At 66.1% G+C, this 13,731-nt stretch carries 13 protein-coding genes and 1 other RNA gene; 5 read left to right on the top strand and 9 right to left on the bottom strand.

Annotation, left to right across the window (positions count from 1 at the left end; translation table 11 throughout):
- Positions 1–71: 71 nt before the first annotated feature.
- Positions 72–1,304, bottom strand: coding sequence for an MBL fold metallo-hydrolase (locus tag ABEI27_RS07800; RefSeq protein ID WP_375798843.1), 1,233 nt, complete (start codon positions 1,302–1,304; stop codon positions 72–74).
- Between the two features lie 437 nt (positions 1,305–1,741).
- On the opposite strand from ABEI27_RS07800, the gene ABEI27_RS07795 reads away from it, so the two are divergent.
- Both ABEI27_RS07795 and ABEI27_RS07790 read left to right on the top strand, forming a co-directional pair.
- On the top strand, positions 1,742–2,050 hold the full coding sequence (locus tag ABEI27_RS07795; RefSeq protein ID WP_375798842.1) for a hypothetical protein: 309 nt from the start codon (positions 1,742–1,744) through the stop codon (positions 2,048–2,050).
- A gap of 1 nt (position 2,051) precedes the next feature.
- Positions 2,052–3,083 (top strand): oxaloacetate decarboxylase, encoded by a 1,032-nt coding sequence (locus ABEI27_RS07790; RefSeq protein WP_375798841.1) that lies wholly within the window; start codon positions 2,052–2,054, stop codon positions 3,081–3,083.
- A gap of 103 nt (positions 3,084–3,186) precedes the next feature.
- Here the strand turns inward: ABEI27_RS07790 and ABEI27_RS07785 are convergent, their stop codons facing one another.
- The 3 genes from ABEI27_RS07785 to rnpB all read right to left on the bottom strand — a co-directional run bounded on the left by ABEI27_RS07785 (position 3,187) and on the right by rnpB (position 5,269).
- Positions 3,187–3,477 (bottom strand): hypothetical protein, encoded by a 291-nt coding sequence (locus ABEI27_RS07785; RefSeq protein ID WP_375798911.1) that lies wholly within the window; start codon positions 3,475–3,477, stop codon positions 3,187–3,189.
- A gap of 168 nt (positions 3,478–3,645) precedes the next feature.
- Positions 3,646–4,749: a matrixin family metalloprotease gene (locus ABEI27_RS07780; RefSeq protein ID WP_375798840.1), complete on the bottom strand. Its 1,104-nt coding sequence runs from the start codon at positions 4,747–4,749 to the stop codon at positions 3,646–3,648.
- A 73-nt stretch (positions 4,750–4,822) separates the two neighbouring features.
- An RNA gene (rnpB, locus tag ABEI27_RS07775) (RNase P RNA component) lies at positions 4,823–5,269 on the bottom strand.
- 198 nt (positions 5,270–5,467) lie between these two features.
- Here rnpB and ABEI27_RS07770 point away from each other — a divergent pair.
- Positions 5,468–6,070: a TIGR00296 family protein gene (locus tag ABEI27_RS07770; RefSeq protein ID WP_375798839.1), complete on the top strand. Its 603-nt coding sequence runs from the start codon at positions 5,468–5,470 to the stop codon at positions 6,068–6,070.
- 53 nt (positions 6,071–6,123) lie between these two features.
- On the opposite strand, the gene ABEI27_RS07765 is transcribed toward ABEI27_RS07770, so the two are convergent.
- From ABEI27_RS07765 to ABEI27_RS07755, 3 genes are all read right to left on the bottom strand, one after another.
- The gene (locus ABEI27_RS07765; RefSeq protein WP_375798838.1) at positions 6,124–6,759 is read right to left on the bottom strand and encodes a histidine phosphatase family protein; all 636 of its coding nucleotides are present in this window, start codon (positions 6,757–6,759) and stop codon (positions 6,124–6,126) included.
- Between the two features lie 73 nt (positions 6,760–6,832).
- On the bottom strand, positions 6,833–7,987 hold the full coding sequence (locus ABEI27_RS07760; protein WP_375798837.1) for a nicotinate phosphoribosyltransferase: 1,155 nt from the start codon (positions 7,985–7,987) through the stop codon (positions 6,833–6,835).
- Positions 7,988–8,085: 98 nt separating this feature from the next.
- Positions 8,086–9,531, bottom strand: a complete 1,446-nt coding sequence (locus ABEI27_RS07755; RefSeq protein WP_375798836.1) for an Hvo_1808 family surface protein — start codon at positions 9,529–9,531, stop codon at positions 8,086–8,088.
- Between the two features lie 176 nt (positions 9,532–9,707).
- Between ABEI27_RS07755 and ABEI27_RS07750 the strand changes: the two genes are divergently transcribed.
- A complete protein-coding gene (locus tag ABEI27_RS07750; RefSeq protein ID WP_375798835.1) occupies positions 9,708–10,286 on the top strand; it encodes a cysteine hydrolase family protein in 579 nt (192 codons plus the stop codon).
- A 3-nt stretch (positions 10,287–10,289) separates the two neighbouring features.
- Here the strand turns inward: ABEI27_RS07750 and ABEI27_RS07745 are convergent, their stop codons facing one another.
- Complete coding sequence (locus tag ABEI27_RS07745) at positions 10,290–11,228, bottom strand: hypothetical protein (protein WP_375798834.1); 939 nt, start codon at positions 11,226–11,228, stop codon at positions 10,290–10,292.
- 143 nt (positions 11,229–11,371) lie between these two features.
- Between ABEI27_RS07745 and ABEI27_RS07740 the strand changes: the two genes are divergently transcribed.
- Complete coding sequence (locus tag ABEI27_RS07740) at positions 11,372–12,673, top strand: dihydroorotase (RefSeq protein WP_375798833.1); 1,302 nt, start codon at positions 11,372–11,374, stop codon at positions 12,671–12,673.
- Positions 12,674–12,871: 198 nt separating this feature from the next.
- Here ABEI27_RS07740 and ABEI27_RS07735 read toward each other — a convergent pair whose 3' ends face one another.
- Positions 12,872–13,642 carry a carbon-nitrogen family hydrolase gene (locus tag ABEI27_RS07735; RefSeq protein ID WP_375798832.1) on the bottom strand — a complete coding sequence of 257 codons (771 nt, stop codon included), beginning with the start codon at positions 13,640–13,642 and terminating at the stop codon, positions 12,872–12,874.
- Positions 13,643–13,731 lie beyond the last annotated feature (89 nt).

The following is a 13,731-nucleotide window of genomic DNA, read 5'->3' as shown; positions in this document are numbered from 1 at the left end:
TCCACCGTTGCTTCGGAGCACGGGAGAGGCGATATGTCCGATTCGATTGCTGCGACTCCGTTTCTGACCGCTCACAGCGACACCGTGTCACCGACCGCCGGTGCCGACGCCCTGCGCCCGTCAGTTTCGAGCTCGGCCGCGAAATCCGCACAGCGGTCGCCGTGGTTCACGAGGACCGGGACGTCCCGGTAGTCCTCGAGGAACGTCAAGAGTCCCTCGCGGTCGGCGTGTGCGGAGAAGTCGTACTGCTCGACCTGCGCGCTCACAGGCATTATGCGCCCGTCGATCTCCGCGCTGCCCGTCTCCAGGAGGTCCCTCCCCGGCGTCCCGTCGACCTGATAGCCGGTCATCGTGACCTTGTTCACCGGATTCGACCGGATCTCGGGAATGTAACTCATAGCGGGGCCACCCGAGAGCATTCCGCTGGTGGTGATGATCGCGGCTTTCTGGTCGGTGATACGCCCGCGCTGTCCGTCGCGCCCGGTGACGAATCGAGCGTGGGACTTCGCTCGTCTGAGCGCGTCGGCGTCGCGGACGAACTCGGGGTACTGCCGCAGCATCTCGGTGACTCGCTTCCCCATCCCGTCGACGTAGCAGGGGATGTCGTAGGCCTCACAGATGAGCAACATCTCCTGCGTGCGGCCGATTGCGAACGCGGGGACGACGACTGTGCCCCCCTCCCAGAGCGTCGTCTCGACGCTTTCGGCGAACCGCGCCTCGACCCTCTCTCGGTCCTCGTGCTCGACGTCGCTGTACGTACTCTCGCAGATGACGGCGTCCGCGTCTGGCCGGGCCGTCGTGCCCGAGACGAGTCGCTGGTCGTCAGTGTGGAAATCGCCCGTGTAGAGGAGTCGCGTATCGCCGTCGTCGACGAGGACGTGCGCGCTGCCGGGAATGTGACCGGCGGTGTAAAACGTCACTTCGTGGCCCGCTGCTGCGAATGTCTCCTGATACCCGTGGGTCTCTGAGACTTCGGTGACGCGCTTGAGGTCGTTCTCTGTGAACGGACAGTTGTACGATCCGCCGTGCAGTTTCAGCGTGTCGCGAGCGAGCGTGAGCGTGAGTTCGTACGTGGGCGGAGTCCAGTGGATCGGCGGCCGCTGATCCCCCGAAAGCAGCGAGGGGACCGTCCCGACGTGATCGAGGTGGCCGTGGGAGACGACGACTGCGTCGGCCGCGGGCGTCTCGACCGGAAACTGCGGGGGATTGCCGGTCAGCAACCCGAAGTCGAGGAGCAACGAGTCGTTGACGAGGAGCGCGCTTCGGCCTACCTCGCGCGCGCCGCCGAGGAACTGGATATCCATCGTGTAGGTTAGCGGCCCAAGGGATTTCCACCCGTCGGTTCTTCCCTCGGTGGCCCGGAGGCGACAGCGATGACCAGCGCTGCTACGACCTCGGTGAGTCGTCCACGATACCGTCTCCGAGGGCGAACAGGCGGTCATCACGGGAGGTCTGCAGGACTGCCGCCAACGACCGTCTCGCCAGCATACGGGCCGAGCGTACTCCCCAATAGCGTGCCAGAGAATCACACTCAGTTATACTCCTCTTACCCATCTATACCCAATGATAGAATATTATCATTATAGATCATAATGTTTATAATCAGTCACTATCAACGGGCGGTTGAGGCTCGAACGATGAAATTCGTACCCAGTTCCGGAACGTCTCACCCCCGATCCGACCGCGTCCCGAACCGAACCTCACGACCGACTTCGCCGACACAACCGCCCAATCGACCGATATGACTGGCCCGAACGAGCACGAGACAACACTGGACGAACCGACCGCGAACGCCCGACGGACCGAAAGCGAGCGCGGTGCCCCACTGGTCCCCGACCTCTGCCGGATCCGAACCGAGCACTTGACGTCGACCGAGACGACGCACACGACTCGTCCTTCCCCCAAGCCAACTGAGGCCGAAGCCGAGCGCGATGCACCGCTCGTTCCAGACCTCAGTGGCGCACGGCCGGCCTCGTCGATGCCGACCACACCACCCACCGAAACACGCAGGACGACCGAGGATCGCACGACGACGCAGGAGGGGCGCTAGAATGCCGCTCGACATCCCCTCGGACCCGCACATCCGCGAGGACCTCGACAACCCTGCGGGCCGGGAGTTCCGCGCGTTGCTCGACACGCAGACGTTCACCTTCGCTCCCGGCATCTACCACGCGCTCGACGCCCGTCTCGCCGAGATGGCCGGCCTCGACGCCGCCTATATGTCAGGGTACTCTACCGTCCTCGGTCAGTTCGGCTTCCCGGACCTGGAGCTGGTGACGATGAGCGAGATGGTCGAGAACGCAAAGCGGATCGTCGAAGCAACCACGCTCCCTGTCATTGCCGACTGTGATACGGGCTACGGCGGTATCCACAACGTCCGCCGGGCCGTCCGCGAGTACGAGAAGGCCGGCGTCGCCGCAATCCACATCGAAGACCAGACCACGCCGAAACGCTGTGGTCATATCGCCGGCAAGCAGATCGTCGACCGCGAGGCGGGCCGCGCGCGCTTCGCCGCCGCCGTCGACGCGAAGCAGTGTGACGACACCGCCATCATCGCCCGGACCGACGCCTATGGCTCGGCCAACGGCGACTGGGCGGAACACCTCGAGCGCGGGCGCATCTACGCCGACGCCGGCGTCGACTTGGTCTGGCCCGAAATGCCCGATCCAAGCCGCGAGGACGCAGTCAACTACGCCGAGACAATCCACGAGACCCACCCCGACCTCGACCTCGCGTTCAACTACTCCTCGTCGTTCGCTTGGTCCGAAGAAGACGACCCGCTAACGTTCGAGGAACTCGGCGACCTGGGATACAAGTACATCTTCGTCACGCTTTTTAGCCTCCACTCGGGCGCTCACAGCGTCTACGAGGACTTCGAGCGACTCGCCGAGGCCGACGAACAGGCCCAGATGGAACTCGAAGACCGGTACCTCGATCACGAAACCGAGTCACATCACGAACTCTCGTTTGTCTCTCGGTTCCAGGACACCGAGATGGAGTTCGATCCCGAGGCACGGCGCCGTATCGACTCGAGCGAAGGGTTCACACAGGAGGAATCTGAGCCGCTCCAGTCCGATGATTGAGCCGAACTGTCTGCGGCCCGACGCGCTTCTCGGGGCGTTGTGAGCACTGAGACGGGACAGTCTCAGTCCGTGTGAACGGTTCTGTCTCTCCTCACTTCGACGGCTACTCCTCGTCCGGAATTGCCCTGACCTCGAACTCCCGGTAGCCCCCGTAGGCGGCGTCGAGCGCCCCGAGCCACCAGTTCCAGCGGTCGGCAACGCCCGAATCATCTGGCGCGTCCTCGAGGTTCCGAACGATCTCCTCGATGGTGAGCGGTTCCCCTCTGTCGTCCTCGACGATTCCTGCGTCTGCGAGGTCCCGGGCCTGCCTGGCGACAACGCGGTGCTCGGCCTTACTCCCGTCGAACGCGTCCGCCAGCGCCGCGACCAGATCGTCGGCCTCGAACCGGGCCATCTCCAGCCCGGACGGTCCCCTGCGGTCGCCATTGTTGGTCATACATCCTTCTACGACCCCCGGAGAGAAGAATCCGCCGCTGTCGTCCGTTCGCTACGCAGTCCGGTAGTGGACTATGTTCGGTTGCCGCTGGCCCGTCCCGACCCGTCTTTCGCACACCCACGCGTCTCAGGTCCACCACTCGCTGCGGCGCTCCTCGTAGGGGGCGTCGCGGAACGGCGACGGCCTCTCGCTCTCGTCTTCCGCGCCGAGTCCGTAGGCCAGCCAGTATCCGGTGTGCCAGGCCACGGCGTTTGTATCGAGATCGATGAGCGAGATCCGGAGGGTCGAGTACGTCTCGACCGCCCCGTCGCCGTCGGGGTCCCGACCGACCGTGCGGCCGCAGGAGGCAGCCTCCGGACCGCACGGTGACGCTTCGAGCAATTGAACGACGATGTCGGCCGCTTCGGCGCGCTCGACCGTAGTGAACGTGATGTTGGCTGGCATCCCCGGCGCGCCCGTCTCGTAGTAGTTCAGCGCGTGTTTGACCTGTCGGCGGGCGCCGTCGGGATCGCTCGCATTCGCGACGTCGACGTAGACGGAGAAGTTCGCGTCGTCCCACGGGAAGGCGCGCTCGGTCGCGTCCGGTTGCGGTTCGGTGTAGAGGACGGTCCGACTGGCCATCACGACCTGTGGCGCGTCCTCGTGAGTCAGACCCAGGGTGTGACCGAGTTCGTGTTCGACCACGCGCACCGTCGACTCGTTGGAAAACCCGGTACGGATCGAGACCGTCTCGGGACGATCGATCTGCCGTCGGTTCTCGATCAGCGGTGCACAGCCTGCGGCGTCGTCCGACCCCTCACACCGGGGGACTGCGTCGACAAACTCCAGGACGATGTCCGGGTCGTCGGCGTCGGGTCGAACCGTGTACGTCACGGGGAATCCGGCGAGACGTTCGGCCTCGGCTTCCCAGTACGCGGTCGCCTCCCGGACGAGCGGCGTCCAGTTCCGTCCCGACCCTGCCGTGTCGTGGACGGCGACGACGATTGGCTCGCTTCCCCAGGGGCTCTCCCGATCCGGCGCGGCCGTCGGCGTCGGCGATGGGGTGCCCTCGCTCGTCACAGTGTCCGATCCAGGGTTCGAACCGGTCGTCGGGGCCGTCGACGCCGGCGTCCCGTCGCTGGGCGTCGTCGTCGACGGGACGTCGACGGGGAGGTCACCCACGGGGCCGACACAACCGGCGAGTGTGAGCAGTAACACCACCCCGACAACGGCGGTTCGCGGCGTCCTCATCGCTGTACGAAACCGGAAGGACCAGATCGACAAGAAAGTTGCCTCGCGCGGCTGTCGCTCGCGGATGGTGAATGGCTGAGAGGAGTAAGCCCCCTTCTGTTCGTCTCGGCATTCGGCTGAGCGCCCGCGCCCTGTCCGGACTACCTTGACGGCGCGGACTTGCACCGGTGAAGATTCACCGTTCCATCCGTTCTCGGCCGTTCGTGCGGGATCGCGCGTGTTGCGACCATATGGCTCGCGGCTTCCGCCGCTCACGTTCTACGGTCGCGCTGCGACCGCGCCCTCGACGGGTCAACTCCCTTCCCTCGCGGGTCGGTTCGCGTGCGGACGGGTCGCCCCGCTCGCACCGCCGGCGGCTCGCGCCGCCGAGCGCGTCTCATCGGTCGGGCCGAGGGGTCTCGTTTCTGTTCCAGAGCCAGCCGTCTCCGACTCCGGGCTTGCGCCCGGTCACCCGTCCGGACGGTGGGGGGACTTTCCTCATCGGTCCGCCTGGACCGACGGGAGCCGAGCTCTCTCTGCCGTTAGCGACCAGACGGGAGAGTTAAATAAGACGTTCGGTCGCCCCGGTGTGCGGCAGTTTACGAGCGTTCGATCTGCCCGTGCGCCACTGTCTCATCTGCCACCTATTCACAATCGCCCGCCCGAACGGACGCTCGGGCCCGTATACTCCCGAGATAGAAGGGAAGCGTTCAAGTCAGCCCAGCGCCTCATCAAAGGTATGTCCGAGGCGCAGACCGTTCGTCTCTCTTACGATGACGGGGCGAGGGCGGTCGAGCTCGCGCGTGAATCGGTCGAATCGTACGTTCTTCACGGACAACGAGAGCAGCCGGGTAGTATGCGGGACGCCTTCTACGCCCGCACCGGCGCCTTCGTCCGAATCCGGTCCACGCGCGGCCGGGGACGCCTCAGAGGCTGTGCCGGTGCCTACCGGGGGAGCGATCAGCTGGGTCACGCTATCGTCGATGCCGCGATCCAGGCGGCCTCCGGCGACTCCTGTGGCTCCGAGATCGAACAGCCCGAACTCTCGAATCTCAACATCTCGATCTGCGTCGTCTGCGATCACACGGAGACCGACCGACCGCTCGACGACATCGAACTGGGGAAACACGGCATCGCCGTCGACAGAGACGGCAACCACGGCTGGCTGTACCCGATAATCCCGGTAGAGAACGGCTGGAACGAGGAGCAGTTCCTGACCCACGCCTGCCGCAAAGCGGGCCTCTCACCGCTGGCCTGGCAGGACAACGACACGACCGTGACGCTGTTCGACGGCCAGGTCTTCCGCGAGCGCGCCGACGGCGGCAGCGTCGAAGAACTCTAACGACGCTGACTCTCACTCCGACTGCTCCGCTGTGATAGACATCGCTACCGGAGTCACAGGTGTGACGTGTCCCCCGAAACGTCGAGTTTCCACTTGCCGATCTCGTCACCGGCACAATTATTCACCCGCTCGACCCGCGTGATCCCGCATAGCGGCGCGTCGACGCCCTCCGTGGAACCGACGAGTCCCTCGACGACTGCACCGACGGTGAGCCCGTGACCGACGAGGAGGACCATCCCGTCCTCGTCATCGACGATCTGCCTGACGGTCTCGCCGACCCGTGCGCTCGCCTCGGCGTGGGTTTCCGGAAACGTCGGGTGCAGATACGGTTCGTGACCGCTCCGGATCGGATCGAACCGGGCAGTCAACTCCCGATTCGACAGTATCTCCGGTTCTGCGTCGAACCACTCGGCGTTCCGGTGCTCGCCCAGTCCCGGCTCGAGCCACGCCTCCGTCCCGATCTCCTGACAGATTTCGTCGACGGTCTCGACCGCCCGGAGGAACGGCGAGGCGTAGACGGCGTCGAACGACGGGGCCGACTCGGCGAACCGCCGCCCGACACGCCAAGCCGCCCAGCGACCCAGTTCTGTCAGCGGCGGATCGTGCACTCGCTCGGCGTGTTCCTCCCAGTCGGGATCGACCGTGTCGCGCCGTTCGCCGTGTCTCACGACCCAGACAGTATCTGCCATAGGCGCGCTAGTCGGGCGAGAAAAATAGGTTCCCCGCCGCGCGGATTTCGATCGTAGCGGTCCGGCCCGAGTCTCACTTCGCGCCGTACGCACACCGGTCCGCGTCGCGAGCGGCCCGATCGGCCGCCGCGTCGATCCCGAACTCGAAGTCGTCGACGACCGCACCGTCTCGGAGCAGCGGCTGAAGAAGCGACTTTGCGCCCTCGGGACCGTCGCGGTCTCGGAGTCCGACGTGGTGGCCGCCGTCCGGCGTCCGATAGACGGATTTCGCGCCGGTGAGTTTCCCGCGCTTGGCGGCGGGTTCGCCGTCGACCTCGACGAGGTCGAGCCCGAAGTCTACGGGATCGGCGTTCGAGATGTAGCCGCCGACACCGAAGCCGTCGGCGACGTCCCGCAGCGCCCGCAGGTCTTCGGGTCCGAGGCCGCCCGAGACGAAAACACCGACGTCGTCGCGGCCGTGTGCGTCGAGCGTCCAGCGCACCTCTTTGACGATATGGCGGAAGTCGCCCCGTCGAGACCCGGTGGTGTCGAGTCGCACACTGTCGAGGCGGTCGCCGAGAGCTGCCGCGGCGCGGAGCGCCTCGTCGGTCTCGTCGGAGTACGTGTCACACAGCGCAACGCGAGGGACGTCCTCGCCGACGGCCTCGTCGAAGGCCTGCCAGGCCGCCTCCTGCTCCCCTCGGCCGAAGGAGATCACCAGCGCGTGCGGCATTGTCCCGCCGGCCTCCTCGCCCAGTACCTCGCCGCCAGCGACGTGCGAAAACCCGTCAAGTCCGGCGATCAGCGCACTCCGCTCGATCATTGCTGCAATCGAGGGATGGACGTGCCGCGCCCCGAACGAGAGGACGGCAGAGTCGGGCGCGGCCCGCCTGACGTCCAATGCCGCCGTCGCCACGCCCGAGGCGTGCGAGAGGAACCCCAGAATCGACGTTTCGAGACGAGCGAACTCCAGGTAGTCTCCCTCGATCCGCATCACTGGGCCGCCGTCGAACAGGCGGCCCGAGGGGACCGCGTCAACGTCGACGTTTCGGCCCTCCAAGAGCGCCGCGACGTCCTTCACGCCCGCGAGTAGTTCGTCGTCCCCACTGGGGAACTGATCGGCAGTGATCTCAGCGACGACGTGGGGGTTCCGCTCGGCGTACCGGAGCGTCGTCTCCGTCCGATCGAAGTACGCGTCGGTCGCTCGGCCGTCGATAATGGCTTCCGGACCAACGATGTCGAACTCCATACTCACTGTTCGATGGGCGCGCTGAAAAGTTCACTCGTTCAGCCGCGCATTCCGAAGGCGATTACTCTTCAACCGGGTGCAGAGCCCCGGATCCGTCCTCACGACGAGCGCGGCCTGATGTTGCTCACGTCGTCGACCGTCGGCCCGTTCACGATCGTCACGCGCGTTCCGGACTGCGTAACGCGGAACGCGTCAGCGAACTGGCCGTCGGGGATCACGTACGTCGCCTCGCCTCGCTGGTCAGCGTTCTGAGCCTCGAGGACGGCCTGATACGCCTGCTGGAACTGCCGTGCGTCGGCCTCACTGTCCCACTCGGTCACCCAGACGTACCCGTACTCGGTGTCGTTGCTGGTCTGGTTTCGGTACGGGAACAGCCGATCGTTCCCCCATCCTGCGGAGGGTTCGGCGGCGTAATTGTAGGTGTCGTACCGGTTGTTGACGTTGCCGAGCGTCCGGGGATTGATTGTCTCCGCACCCGACTGTCGCGCCTGGTACCAGAACATCACGTACATCGACGCCTCGCCCACGGTGTCAGAGCCACCCTCACCCTGCTGCGGGAACGTCTCCCAGCCGTTTCTGGCGCGGTCGCGGTACTCGATCGGAACCGGCGTCTCGTCGGTGCGGTGGATGATCTGCTCGGAAGAGACGGGCGGCGTCTGGAAGGACTCGTCGACGGCACTCCACCCCTCGGACCTGATGAGGCTGTCGACGTAGACGGGGCCGTCCGAGTACGGCTGGAAGATGGTCAGGAAGATGCCGAGATTCATTCCGCCGCCACCGCCGCCACCGCCGCCGGACGCCGCCGGCGTTTCGACGCACTCCCACGCGCCGCCGCAGCGCTCGATGTACTGCTGTTCGACGTAGCTCGCGTCCCCTTCGATCAGCCCGTCGGTTGCGAGTTGGCCGTCCTGGGTCTCCGCGCTGTAGCGTCGATCGGTGAGGTCGTAATGCTGATCCTGGAGTCCGTGGACGAGTTCGTGCACCAGTGTGACGTTGCTGATCGTCGGCGACTCCGGCGTCCCGGTGATGATCTTGATCTCGTCGTCGCTGGGGGAGTAGAAGCCAGCGACGGCGCTGGTCCGGGTACTGCTGATCGCCGCGTTACTGTTCTGGGACTCTCCGGTCACGAAGAGCGCTTCCCACACCTGGTCGTTCCACTGGCTGTAGTCGGTCTCACCGGCTGCGCCACCACCGCCGCCACTCCGATTCCGATACGTCTCCCGGGAGATGACTGAGACGGGCACACGGCGCTCGAACTCGAGTTTGCGGATCACCTCGACGCGAGCCATCGCGCGTCCGACGTACGTTCGCATCTCTTCGTCGGACAGTCCGTCGGACTGGTCGACGGAGACCGGCTCATTGTACCAGTAGCCGTCTTCCCAGCCGAGGACGTCCGATTCGGGATCGGAGAAGTTCGCCGGTGGCGACGCGACGGTCTCGCCGCCGCTCGTGACAGGGCCGGAGTCCTGCACCGGAGCGCTGCAGCCCGCGAGGGCGAGGAGTGCAGCGACGGCCACCACCGCGAGGCCGTATCTTACATTCATTACCACTTCAAAGTCCCACGCGGGGAAGTACCTTTTTGCCTCCGGATCGACCACCCGGGACTCGGACACACAGTCCCCCGATTCTCGGGTCCTCAGAGTCCCGAGATACGTGTCGTCACTATCCCGACTCCCGAATCGACGGAACCCATTTTGCTCTGTACGAGCGACAATTGCATATGCTCACGTTCGATCCTGCACGCACTGCGGTCGTCGTCGTCGATATGCAGAACGGGTTCTGCCACCCGGACGGGAGCCTCTACGCTCCCGGCAGCGAAACAGTTGTCGACGCCGTCGCCGACCTCGTCGCCGACGCTCGCGATGCCGGCACACAGATCATCTTCACTCGCGACGTCCACCCGCCGGAGCAGTTCGACGATACGCACTACTACGACGAGTTCGATCAGTGGGGCGAACACGTCCTCGAAGGCTCCTGGGATGCCGAGATCGTTGACGCCCTCGAGGCCAGAGACAAGGATCACGTCGTCGAGAAGCACACCTACGATGCGTTCCACCAGACCGAACTCGACGGCTGGCTGACCGCCCGCGGCATCGACGACCTGCTCATCTGCGGGACGCTCGCGAACGTCTGCGTCCTCCACACTGCCGGCAGTGCCGGGCTCCGGGACTACCGTCCGGTACTCGTCGAAGATTCGATCGGCGCGATCGAGAACGCTCACCGGGAGTACGCCCTCGACCACGCCGACTGGCTGTTCGGCGAGGTGGCCACGCGCGAGGACGTCGCTTTCGAGGGGTGACGTTCAGCCGAGACGGATCGGATCGTCGCTGTCGCGGACCGTCACCCGGACCTGCTCGCCGACTGAACACTCCCAGTCGGGACAGACGAGTTTCGCACCGAACGACGGGTCGATGCCAACGAACAGCGAGAGCCCAGTGATCCGATCACCGTTCGCGAGGACGTCGACGTCACGCCAGGTGACCGTCCGGTTCGTGCGGGCTCCGATCGGCTGATCGAGAAACGACACGGTCTCGTCGGCGCGCTCGCGGCCCACGGAACCGAGCGCGCCACCGGCCGCGTAGTGAGCAAAGCCGCCATCGAGGGCGACTCGTCGGGCCGATCCCGCCGTCTTAGCCGGCTCATCGGTACCGACCGTCGCTCCCACGCCGGCGAACCGCTCGCCGGTTGCGGGGTGTTCCGGAGCGTCCAACAGCGCGTACGTCTCACCGACCTCGATCACGGTTCCGGTACCGTCCCACGGCAGCGGCTCGACATCGACCCCGACATCGACCGGTAGCGACCCCCCGGCCCGGTGGAGGTGCTGCGACGGCCGCCGAAACCCGACGTGGACGTGGTTCTCGACCCACGGCGCGAAGAAACCCGAGCGGACCATCGACCCGAGTGAGTCGCCGACGGAGATCCAGTCGCCCGAGGTCACAGTCGGCCGAACGTGTAGCACTCGGGCCACGAGGCCCTGGCCCGGCGATTCGACGTCGATACCGCTCGCCCCGAGGTCGACGTCGACGAGGATCAAGTGTTCCTCGTCGTCCGCGTACGATTTCGACGGGGCGCGGACGGTCCGGGTTTCGACGACCTCGCCGGCGATGGGCGAGCAGCCGACGTTCGTGGCCGGATACAGGTCGATCGCACAGCCCGCGTCGTGTGCTGGATACGGCGAATTGTACAGCGAGAACCGCCGGTACTCGCGAAGCGTCGACTCAGGGAGCTGGACTCGACTCACCCTACCTCGTTCGTTCGTGCTCGTGGCCGTCACGCCATCTCACCGCGCATACGCTATCGCTGGACGGCCGGCGCTTAGGTCCGTCGGCCTGGACGTTCGGATCGAACCGCTGGGCTTAGGTCCGCCGCGGGCGACGTCTGCGTATGTCGACACTTCTCCACGACGCGCGACTCGCTGACGGGCGGGTCCGCGACGTCCGGATCGCTTCCGGTCGGATCGCCAGGGTGGCCGAATCGGTCGACGCCGAGTCGCACGACCGCATCATCGATGCCGACGAACGGCTCCTGCTGCCCGGCGCGATCGACGCGCACGTTCACTTTCGCGAACCCGGACACGGCGAGAAGGAGACTTGGACAACTGGCTCGCAGAGCGCCGTTGCCGGGGGCGTAACGACGGTGGTCGACCAGCCGAACACGACACCCCCGACGGTGACTGGCGAGGCGTTCGACGAGAAGGCCTCGTTGGCGGCCGCGTCGTCCGTCGACTACGGCATCAACGGTGGGGTCACCCCCGACTGGGACCCTGCATCGCTGTTCGACCGACCGATGTTCGCGCTCGGCGAGGTCTTCCTCGCCGACTCGACCGGCGATATGGGGATCGACGCGTCGCTCTTCGCCGACGCAGTGGCGCGTGCCGCCGAAGACGACGTCGTCGTCACCGTCCACGCTGAGGACGCCGAGTTGTTCGACGAGTCGGCCCGCGAGCGCGACGCCGGCGGTACCGGCCGCGACGCCGACGCCGACGTCTGGAGCCAGTACCGCGCTGCCGAGGCCGAAGCGGCGGCGGTCGAGCGCGCAGTTGACGTCGGTGCGGACGCCGGTGCGGACATCCACGTCGCGCACACGAGCACGCCTGAGGGCGTCGACGCCGCGGTCGCGGGCGATGCGACTTGCGAAGCGACGCCCCACCACCTGCTCCTGTCTCGCGCGGACGCGACCGAACTGGGGACGTACGGCCGGATGAACCCCCCACTCCGGAGCGAGGAGCGCCGCTCCGGCCTGTGGCAGCGGCTCGTCGACGGCGACATAGACATCGTCGCAACTGACCACGCGCCGCACACGCGCGAGCAGAAGGAGGCTGGACTCTGGGATGCGCCGAGCGGCGTCCCCGGCGTCGAGACGATGCTTCCGCTGCTCTTGGCTCGCGCTGGCGAGGGGGAACTCTCCTACGAGCGCGTCCGCGACGTCACCGCTGCGAACGTCGCGTCGATCTTCGGCCTCCCGCGGAAAGGCCGAATTCAGGAAGGATACGACGCCGATCTCGTGTTAGTGGATCCTGACGAAATCCGCGAAATCCACGGCGACAATCTGCACTCGAAGTGCGGGTGGACGCCGTTCGAGGGGCGAGACGGCGTCTTCCCGGATCTGACGCTCCGGGGCGGTGAAGTCGTCTACGACGGCGAGGCCGTCGTCGGCGACTCGAACGGCGGGAACGTGCGGGCGTGACACGCTGGTATCGCGCCGAGATCGACCCCTCAGACTTCCACTGCAGATCCGTTCTATGGGCACAACAGGGGCGAACAGCCGGCACCTGCACTGGTGGGCCTCCCGCGTCGATGTGCCGGACAACCGCAATCCGACGCGGGACTCGCGTCAGGTCACGGCGGCCCTGGTCCCGTCTTCGGATATAAACTCTCACCCCGCTCAGAGCTGCCTGTCCTCCAGCACCGGGAACGTCGCTCTCGCGTCCCGAACTGCGTCGAGATCGATCTCAGCCCGGGCAGTTCCGGGAGCCCGCCCGGCGTTAGCCCGCTCGACGCCCCAGGAATCGATTACGACGCTCTCTCCGGCGAGATCAACCCCCTCGATGGACCCGGCGAGATTCGCGGCGACGAGGATCGACTGGCTCTCGATGGCCCGGGTGCGAGCGAAGAGGTGCCAGTGATCGAGTCGCTCCAACGGCCACGCGGACGTGACGAGCAGCATCTCGACGCCCTTGTCGACGAGCGACCGGTAGAGCGCGGGAAAACGGAGGTCGTAGCAGGTCGTCAGCCCGACCGTCCCGAATTCGGTCTCGACGGCGCAGGCATCAGATCCGGGCGTGAGCCGGCGTGCCTCCTCGGACTCGTAGCCGAACAGGTGCATCTTCCGGTAGGTCGCGAGCAGGTCGCCGTCCGGCCCGAAGAACGGGGAGGTGTTGTAGAGGCCATCACCCTCACGTTCGAGCACGCTTCCGCCGTGGAGGTAGATCGACAGGTCGTCGGCGAGCACGCCAAGTCGATCCGTCGTCTCTCCCGGGACCGACTCGGTGGCGTCGTCGTAGCCGTCGAAGGCGAAGTACCCGACCGGCCACAGTTCCGGGAGCACGACCAGTTCCGCCCCCGCGTCGGCAGCGTCCCGGATCCGGGAGACGGCCCGGTCGAGGTTCTCGTTCGGGGCGTTCTTCGCCGGCAGTTGCACGGCCGCGACGTCCATACCGATCTTTCGCGCCGCGACCCAGTAAAATCATCTGCTGGGGATCGGCAACTCCGGGTTGTACGTCCGTGGCCGTGCGCGACCGGTGT

Origin of the sequence: Halobellus sp., assembly GCF_042218505.1 — an archaeon.
GTDB lineage: Archaea > Halobacteriota > Halobacteria > Halobacteriales > Haloferacaceae > Haloquadratum.
Note: the sequence above shows the minus strand (reverse complement) of the source record. Positions and strands in the feature narration are given on the sequence as shown.

Coding starts and splice junctions, on each gene's coding strand:
- ABEI27_RS07755 (WP_375798836.1), bottom strand. CDS start 9,531: ATGAATGTAAGATACGGCCTCGCGGTGGTGGCCGTCGCTGCACTCCTC.
- ABEI27_RS07800 (WP_375798843.1), bottom strand. CDS start 1,304: ATGGATATCCAGTTCCTCGGCGGCGCGCGCGAGGTAGGCCGAAGCGCG.
- ABEI27_RS07785 (WP_375798911.1), bottom strand. CDS start 3,477: ATGGCCCGGTTCGAGGCCGACGATCTGGTCGCGGCGCTGGCGGACGCG.
- ABEI27_RS07795 (WP_375798842.1), top strand. CDS start 1,742: ATGACTGGCCCGAACGAGCACGAGACAACACTGGACGAACCGACCGCG.
- ABEI27_RS07770 (WP_375798839.1), top strand. CDS start 5,468: ATGTCCGAGGCGCAGACCGTTCGTCTCTCTTACGATGACGGGGCGAGG.
- ABEI27_RS07735 (WP_375798832.1), bottom strand. CDS start 13,642: ATGGACGTCGCGGCCGTGCAACTGCCGGCGAAGAACGCCCCGAACGAG.
- ABEI27_RS07790 (WP_375798841.1), top strand. CDS start 2,052: ATGCCGCTCGACATCCCCTCGGACCCGCACATCCGCGAGGACCTCGAC.
- ABEI27_RS07780 (WP_375798840.1), bottom strand. CDS start 4,749: ATGAGGACGCCGCGAACCGCCGTTGTCGGGGTGGTGTTACTGCTCACA.
- ABEI27_RS07750 (WP_375798835.1), top strand. CDS start 9,708: ATGCTCACGTTCGATCCTGCACGCACTGCGGTCGTCGTCGTCGATATG.
- ABEI27_RS07740 (WP_375798833.1), top strand. CDS start 11,372: ATGTCGACACTTCTCCACGACGCGCGACTCGCTGACGGGCGGGTCCGC.
- ABEI27_RS07760 (WP_375798837.1), bottom strand. CDS start 7,987: ATGGAGTTCGACATCGTTGGTCCGGAAGCCATTATCGACGGCCGAGCG.
- ABEI27_RS07765 (WP_375798838.1), bottom strand. CDS start 6,759: ATGGCAGATACTGTCTGGGTCGTGAGACACGGCGAACGGCGCGACACG.